This window comes from Candidatus Halobonum tyrrellensis G22 (assembly GCF_000495475.1).
Taxonomy (GTDB): Archaea; Halobacteriota; Halobacteria; order Halobacteriales; family Haloferacaceae; genus Halobonum; species Halobonum tyrrellense.
Map to the genome: position 1 here is coordinate 25,074 of NZ_ASGZ01000055.1, position 7,348 is coordinate 32,421.

Annotated in this window: 7 protein-coding genes; 4 read left to right on the forward strand and 3 right to left on the reverse strand. The window is 70.5% G+C overall.

Going from position 1 to position 7,348, the window contains the following annotated elements; translation table 11 throughout:
- Positions 1–164 precede the first annotated feature (164 nt).
- Both K933_RS13130 and K933_RS13135 read right to left on the reverse strand, forming a co-directional pair.
- The gene (locus K933_RS13130) at positions 165–776 is read right to left on the reverse strand and encodes an ArsR/SmtB family transcription factor (protein WP_023395227.1); all 612 of its coding nucleotides are present in this window, start codon (positions 774–776) and stop codon (positions 165–167) included.
- A gap of 131 nt (positions 777–907) precedes the next feature.
- Entirely contained in the window at positions 908–2,209 is a 1,302-nt protein-coding gene (locus tag K933_RS13135) for a S8 family serine peptidase (RefSeq protein WP_049947864.1), read from the reverse strand.
- Between the two features lie 155 nt (positions 2,210–2,364).
- On the opposite strand from K933_RS13135, the gene K933_RS13140 reads away from it, so the two are divergent.
- Positions 2,365–3,258: an ATP-grasp domain-containing protein gene (locus K933_RS13140; protein ID WP_023395229.1), complete on the forward strand. Its 894-nt coding sequence runs from the start codon at positions 2,365–2,367 to the stop codon at positions 3,256–3,258.
- Between the two features lie 66 nt (positions 3,259–3,324).
- On the opposite strand, the gene K933_RS13145 is transcribed toward K933_RS13140, so the two are convergent.
- Positions 3,325–3,696 (reverse strand): Hsp20/alpha crystallin family protein, encoded by a 372-nt coding sequence (locus tag K933_RS13145; RefSeq protein WP_023395230.1) that lies wholly within the window; start codon positions 3,694–3,696, stop codon positions 3,325–3,327.
- A gap of 185 nt (positions 3,697–3,881) precedes the next feature.
- Between K933_RS13145 and gap the strand changes: the two genes are divergently transcribed.
- The 3 genes from gap to gcvH are packed head-to-tail and all read left to right on the forward strand — an operon-like array spanning position 3,882 to position 6,553.
- Positions 3,882–4,931 (forward strand): type I glyceraldehyde-3-phosphate dehydrogenase, encoded by a 1,050-nt coding sequence (gene gap, locus K933_RS13150; protein WP_049947865.1) that lies wholly within the window; start codon positions 3,882–3,884, stop codon positions 4,929–4,931.
- 46 nt (positions 4,932–4,977) lie between these two features.
- Entirely contained in the window at positions 4,978–6,150 is a 1,173-nt protein-coding gene (locus tag K933_RS13155) for a glycine cleavage system aminomethyltransferase GcvT (RefSeq protein ID WP_023395232.1), read from the forward strand.
- Between the two features lie 25 nt (positions 6,151–6,175).
- The gene (gene gcvH / locus K933_RS13160; protein ID WP_023395233.1) at positions 6,176–6,553 is read left to right on the forward strand and encodes a glycine cleavage system protein GcvH; all 378 of its coding nucleotides are present in this window, start codon (positions 6,176–6,178) and stop codon (positions 6,551–6,553) included.
- Positions 6,554–7,348 lie beyond the last annotated feature (795 nt).

Below are 7,348 nucleotides of genomic sequence, written 5' to 3' on the forward strand. Positions count from 1 at the left end.
GTGCTCCGGACCGACCGTACGGACCCCCGGTACTCCGTCCGGGACGACGTTCGTCGCCGGTCAGGACCGAGGGCTATCGACGTCGTGGTGGCCGCTCTCGTCGGCGCCGGAGCCGGCCCGGACCGACATCGGTCGGCGATCCGAACGCCGCTACGCCGACGCGACTACCGGTCGACGACGAGGAGCGCGGCCGCGAGAACGAGACACGCGAGCAGGAAGACGATGCCGGGTTCGAGGAGACCGAAGACGACCCACTCGAGGAGCGCGAGCGGGTCGGATCCGCCGCCCGGGTAGCTCAGCGGCGCGACGCCCGGCGCGGTCGGATCCGCCGGTGCGGCGAGTCGCTCGACGCCGACCTGCACGAGCACCGTCGCGCCGGCGAGGAGCGCACCCCCCGCGAGGAGGGTCGTGAGGTCGGCCCGAACGCGCCGCTCGCGGTCCGCGTCGCCCACGAGGACGAGCGGGTCGTTCGCGGGCGCGAACAGGCGCATCTCGGCGCCCTTCTCCGAGTAGACGGTTCCGACGGACGAGACCAGCCCCGCCTCTTCGAGCCGTCCGAGATGCTGGTGGACGTTCTGCACCGAACTGTCGAGGTCCGCCGCGAGTTCCGAGGTGGTCGCTGGCTCCTCGAACAACCGTCTGACGATGTCGCGCCGCGTCTCGGTCCCCAGCGCGTCCAGCATCGCGTCCGCGTCGCCGTCGGCGAGACACACGACGCGCGCCTCCCCCGACTCCACCTCCGGCCGCGACTGGACCCGGTCGATGATCTCCGACATCTCTAGCTCGCTACCGAGACGACCGACTCGTAAATCTCTATCCGTGAGTAAACTGCGGAGTTTAGCCGACCGCGGTTCGACAGCCGACTCCGGAAGTGGGCCCCGTCTCCCCCGCCGAGACACACCGGCGTTCACCCGCCGGCGCTCACGTTCCCGGCGCGTCGAACGACGGTTATCGGGTCCAGCCGCCCGCTCCCCGTGACCGGGTCGACGCCGTCCGGACCGGTCTCGACGGCCGTCGACTCCACCACCGCCTCCACCCGTCGCGGCGTCAGCACGGGGTTCGCGTCCAGTACCAGTGCGACCACGCCCGCGGCGTAGGCGGCGGCGGCCGACGTGCCGACGAACCGGTCCGCACGCGCCGGGAGGTGGAACCCGCTGGGGGCGACTACGTCCACCCCGGGGCGGTCGTCGACGGGACCGACGCTGCTGAACGGTTCGAGCCGTCCGGTTCGCCGGTCGACGGCCCCGACGGTGAGCGCGCGCCTGGCCGTCGCCGGCGCGACGACGCTCCCGGACTGCGTGATGTACTGGAGCCGGTGGGTCGGCGAGACCAGTTCGAGCGGAACGCCGTCGAGGTCCGCGGGGCCGGTTATCTCGACGTAGTAGCTGCCGCCGGGGTCGACCCGCTCGGAGAGCCAGACGTTCGGCGTCTCGTCGCGGCGGTAGGGGCGCGACTGCGCCACGAGCGTCGCGCGGTCGCCCCGCGACCGGTAGAGGCTCACGGTGACGTTCGCTCGCTGGCTCCGGTTCACCCGTGACCAGCGGAGCCAGACGGAGACGCGCCCGGTCGACCCGTTCAGGAGGTAGCTGCGGCTCCCGCCGGCGAACCGGTGGACGCCGTCGTCGTCCGGGTCGAATCGGCCCGCCCAGTGACCGGACCGAGTGTTACCGGCCGCCGTGACGACGGTGACGCCGGCCTCGGCCGCCGCGGTCACGACGGCGGCGACCCGACTCGACCCGTCGCCGCGCCGCCCGTAGAACGCCACCGGGACGAGCAGCACGTCGACGTCGTTCCGGACGAGCCACTCGACGGCGCGCTCGAACTCCCCCGGCGTCGAGAACGACGCCAGATACAGGCTCGCCCCGGGGGCGAGGCGGTGGACCGTCTCGGCCGCCGCCGCCCCGTGTCTCCCGCCGGGTCGCTCCCCGACCGCCGCCTTCCCGAACCGTCGGCGGGCCGAGACGGCACCCTGGACCCTGTCGGACGGGAGCGCGAACCCGGTCGCGTCGACGATGCCGACCCTGACGCCCTCGCCGGTCAGCCCGGCGTCGTGGAGCGGGTCGACGCCGCCGACGCCCGTCGGCTCCGCAGCCTCCTCGTCGGCGACGACGGCGAGCGGGTCGGGGGGTGCACTCCGTATCGCGACGCCCGAGATGGCAGCGAGGACGACCGCGACGAGGACGACGACCACCGGTAGACGGCTCCGCATTGTCGAGTACTCGCGTAGCTGCGTCTCCGGGGATGATAAATCGGCCTCTCTCGTCCCGACGCCCGACGCACGACCGCTCACGTTCGCCGTCCGCCGCACGGGGGACGGTCGACACCAACCACCGTTATGCCGCCCGCCGCCCACCCACCCACGTCGTGCCCACCGCCGACCCCGACCTCAGACTCGCGGTCACCACCGACGCGGAGACGTTCGAGCGCCTACGCGGCCTCCTCCCGGACCGCGGCATCGCCGTCGAGTACGTCCAGCCCGACGAGCGGGTTCACCCCCTGACCGCGGGCGCGGGCGACGCCGGACTCCCGGACGCGGACGTCGGCTGGGTGTACCCCTCGCGGCTGATGGAGGGGGCGGTGGTCGACGCCCGCCTCGGCGTGCCGTGGGTCAACGGCCGCGACGTGGTGCTCGCCTCGCGCAACAAAGCCGGGGTGATCGCGCGACTCGCCGACGCGGGCGTGTCGGTGCCCGACACCGCGATGGTGTCGAACCCCGCCGACGAGGCGGAGGTGCTCGCGGCGGCCGAGCGGGTGGGCTACCCGCTGGTGGTCAAGCCCAACTCCACCACCCGCGGGGTCGGTATCGCCTCCGTCTCCGACCCCGACTCGCTGCTCGGCGTGACCGACTACCTCGACTTGGTCCACGACTACCGCGCGACCGGCGACAAGTCGTACCTGCTCCAGGAGTTCCTCCCCGACGCGCGCGACTACCGGGTGATGGTGCTCGACGGGTCGTACGCGGGCGCGGTCGAGCGCCGACTCCCCGACGCCGAACGCGCGGCGGGGCGGTGGAAACACAACGTCCACCGCGGGGCGGTCGCCGAACGGGTCGACCCGCCGGCCGAGGCGCGCGCGACGGCCGAGCGCGCGGCGGCGACGCTCGACGCGCCGCTTCTGGGCGTGGACCTGCTGGTCTCGGAGGGTCGGCTCGTGGTGTCGGAGACGAACGCGCGGCCGACGGTCGACGCGGCCGAGAAGTACGAACCCGGGTTCCTCGACGGCCTCGAAGCGCTCGTGCGGCGGACCGCGGCGGAGTGAGCGGCCGTCGCTCGGGGGGACGGACGCGCCCGAACGCCCACGGCCGCGGATCGGGACGCCGTGACGCTACTCCACGTCGATGCCGGCGGAGGGTTCCGCGCGGTCGAACGTGACCTCGAGTACGCCGTTGTTGAACGTCGCGTTCGCGGAGTGTTCGTCGACGTGGACGGGGAGTCGGACCCGTTCGTCGTACTGACGGCCGCCGCCGGCCGCCGAGACGGTCAGCGTCGTGCCGTCGCACTTGAGGTCGACGCCCTCCTTCTCGATACCGGGGAGGTCGGCGACCACGCGCACCGACCCGTCCCCCTCGAAGACGGAGACGTGCGTCTCGGAGGCGAACCCGGTGTCGCCGCCGGCGCCCGCCCCCGTCATCTCGTTCATCATCCGTTCGATCTCGTCGAAGATGTCGCCGAACGGGTCGTCGCGCTCGTCCCGCATGTACACTCGATCGTGTTCGTTTGAGCGGATAAGCCTTCTCCCCCCGGCATGCGGTGGCACACACGCCGGCCGCGCCGCTCGTGAGTTCACGTGCCCCCGCCCCGCCGTGTCGGGTTCGCGGGCGGCGTGCGCGTCGCGCGCGCCGACCCGAGGAAGTTAAGTCCACACGCGCTCCGAATCCGCATATGAGTAAATCGTACCTTGCGGCGGGACCGGACGCGGAGGAGCCGGTTCGCGTGGGACTCAACGGCTTCGGTCGCATCGGGCGGAACCTGTTCCGCGCGGTGCTGGAGGACCCCCGTGTCGAACTCGTCGGGATCAACGACGTGATGGACGCCGAGGAGATGCGCTACCTCGCGTCGTACGACACCGTGATGGGTCGGCTCGACGGCGTCGAGTACGACGCAGACGCGGGCGAACTCGCGGTGGGCGGGACGTCGGTGCCCCTCCTCGACGTACAGGACCCCGCGGACCTCCCGTGGGACGAGTACGACGTCGACGTGGCGCTGGAGTGTACGGGCGTGTTCCGCACGCGCGCGGACGCCGAACGGCACGTCGAGGCGGGCGCGGACACGGTGGTCATCTCCGCGCCGCCGAAGGGGGACGAGCCGGTGAAACAGCTGGTGTACGGCGTCAACCACGACGAGTACGACGGCGAGACCGTGGTGTCGAACGCGTCGTGTACCACCAACTCGGTGACGCCGGTGGCGAAGGTGCTCGACGAGGAGTTCGGCATCGAACACGGCCTGCTCACGACGGTCCACGCGTACACGGGGAGTCAGAACCTCGTCGACGGGCCGAAGGCCAAGACCCGCCGCGGCCGCGCGGCCGCCGAGAACATCGTCCCCACCTCGACGGGCGCGGCGCAGGCGGCGACGCGGATCCTCCCGCAGTTGGAGGGGAAACTCGACGGGATGGCGATGCGCGTTCCCGTCCCGAACGGTTCGATCACCGAACTCGTCGTCGACCTCGAGTCGTCGCCCGACGCCGAGGCGATCAACGACGCGTTCCGCGCGGCCGCCGACGACGGACCGCTCGCGGGCGTGCTCGGCTACACCGACGACGAAGTGGTCTCCAGCGACATCGTGGGGCTGCCGTTCTCGTCGTACGTCGACCTGAACTCGACCAACACCGTCGGCGACGACGGCCTGGCGAAGATCCTCACCTGGTACGACAACGAGTACGGCTTCTCGTGCCGGATGCTCGACATGGCGGCGTTCGTCGACGGCTACTGACCGCCGCAAGGACAAGACATTACTTCCGGCCCGCAGACGCGGGGGTATGGCCCTACGGAAGCCGCCGTTGCGGGAGGTTCACGCCGACCGCGGCGCGAAGTTCACCGAGTTCGGCGGGTGGGACATGCCCGTGGAGTTCGACTCCATCCGGGCCGAACACGAGGCCGTCCGCGGGGCGGCCGGGGTGTTCGACGTCTCGCACATGGGCGAGATAGCGGTCGTCGGGCCCGACGCGACCGCGCTGACCCAGCGGCTCACCACCAACGACGTGACGCGGCTCGACCCCGGCGAGTCGCAGTACTCGGCGCTCACCCGCGAGGACGGCGTGATGCTCGACGACACCGTGGTGTACCGGCTGCCCGCCGACCGGCCGGCGGGCGTCATCGGCGGCGAGCGGTCGGTCGGCGCTCCCGGCGGGTCCGACGCGGGCGGCGCGAGCGACGCGCCGGCCGACGACGCCTACCTGTTCGTCCCGAACGCGGGCCACGACGAGGGGACCCACGAGCGGTGGGTCGCCCACCGCGACGAGTGGGACCTCGACGCCGAGGTGCGCAACGTGACCGACGACTGGGCGATGTTCGCGATCCAGGGTCCCGACGCGCCCGGCCTCGTCGACGCGGCCGCCGACGGCGACGTACTCGGTCTCGACCGGTTCGCGGCGTCGTTCCTCGACGTGGCCGGCGTCGAGTGTTGGGTCGCCCGGACGGGGTACACCGGCGAGGACGGCTTCGAACTCCTCTGCCCGTGGGGCGACGCCGAGACGGTGTGGGCGGCGTTCGCCGACGACTGCCAGCCGTGCGGGCTGGGCGCGCGCGACACGCTCCGCATCGAGGAGGGGTTCCTCCTCTCTGGGCAGGACTTCCACCCCGACGAGGAGCCGCACACGCCCTACGAGGCGGATATCGGCTTCGTGGTCGCGCTCGACACCGAGTTCGTGGGCCGCGATGCGCTCGCGGACCAGGACGCGGCGGGCGTCGACGAGCGGTTCGTCGGCTTGGAACTGCTCGACCGGGGCGTCCCGCGGCACGGCTACGACGTGACCGACCACGACGGCCACGTCGTCGGCAGCGTGACCAGCGGCACGATGAGTCCCAGCCTCGATAAACCGATCGCGCTGGGCTACCTCCCGACGGACCTGACCGACCCCGGGACGCACGTCAGCGTCGTGGTCCGCGGCCAGGACAAGCGCGCGAAGGTCGTCCAGCCCCCGTTCAACTGAACCCTCCGACCGTTCCACAGCACCAATGAGCTTCGACGTACCCGACGACAACCGCTACCGCGAATCGCACGAGTGGGTCTCGACCGAACCGCCGCACCGCGTCGGCATCACCGAGTTCGCGCAGGACGAACTCGGCGACGTGGTGTTCGTCGAACTCCCCGACGTGGGCGACACCGTCGCCGCGGGCGAGGAGTTCGGCGTCGTGGAGTCGATCAAGGCGGTGTCGGACCTCTACGCGCCCGTCTCGGGCGAGGTGACCGCCGTCAACGACGACCTGTTCGACGCGCCGGAACTCGTCAACGACGACCCGTTCGGCGACGGCTGGATGCTCGAAGTCGAGCCTAGCGACGACGGGTTCGACGCACTCCTCTCGCCCGAGGAGTACCGCGACCAGACGGCGTAGGTGTCCGGCGTGACCGGATAGTTCGACGCCCGATCCGTCTTCTCACTCCCGTTCGTCTCCATTCGTCCGTTCGCCACCGGCCGGCGGCGAGTCCCGACTCCGGTCGGGCCGAGGCAGGCTGACCCCTCGCTAGTCGACTGGACTACCGCTCGGCGATCGTGAGAATAGTAATTTTACGATAGTACCTCGATGTCGGACAGATACTCTATCTGTCTTTTATCGGTCTGCGGGCGACAGATGGGAGTATATCGACGATAGAAGTGGAGATGAGGCGGTTCGGAGGTTCGAGCGACCCTCTCGAACTGACCGGTCTATCCGAACGGGATAGGGCAGGAAGACGCGAATAAACGCGCTTGAAGGCCCACAACTGGGGATATCGGCTGAGGTCTATAAGATCCAACTACTCTATTTTGACTGACTATTGTAGGTTATACTCGGAAATAATATATTAGAGGCTGGCTAGCTATTCGTCTCATCTCACACGAGTTCCGGCCCGCCATTACGATCGTATTGTTGTAACGCTCTCGTCCGGTGTCACCGGAACCACATCGGACAGTCCGCGTTTCGTTTCACGGCTCCAGATCCGGACCGAACCGGCGACGTGCCCGATCCGCACGGTCGCGGCGGTCGGGCGACAGTCGCGACGCGCGGCCGGCCCCCGCGTCGGTTCCGCTCTCGTCGGACGCCGCGCACCCGAGCGGGGTGTGACCCCGCCCCCGGCCAGCGGGTGGGACGGGCCCACCTGCATGCTGGCTGAGAGAAGCCGTAAGAATCGTATGGGTGAACGTCCGAGGT

Excerpts from the sequence above, each read along its gene's own strand:
- gcvH (WP_023395233.1), top strand. The coding sequence starts at position 6,176 with ATGAGCTTCGACGTACCCGACGACAACCGCTACCGCGAATCGCACGAG.
- K933_RS13135 (WP_049947864.1), bottom strand. The coding sequence starts at position 2,209 with ATGCGGAGCCGTCTACCGGTGGTCGTCGTCCTCGTCGCGGTCGTCCTC.
- K933_RS13130 (WP_023395227.1), bottom strand. The coding sequence starts at position 776 with ATGTCGGAGATCATCGACCGGGTCCAGTCGCGGCCGGAGGTGGAGTCG.
- K933_RS13145 (WP_023395230.1), bottom strand. The coding sequence starts at position 3,696 with ATGCGGGACGAGCGCGACGACCCGTTCGGCGACATCTTCGACGAGATC.
- K933_RS13155 (WP_023395232.1), top strand. The coding sequence starts at position 4,978 with ATGGCCCTACGGAAGCCGCCGTTGCGGGAGGTTCACGCCGACCGCGGC.
- gap (WP_049947865.1), top strand. The coding sequence starts at position 3,882 with ATGAGTAAATCGTACCTTGCGGCGGGACCGGACGCGGAGGAGCCGGTT.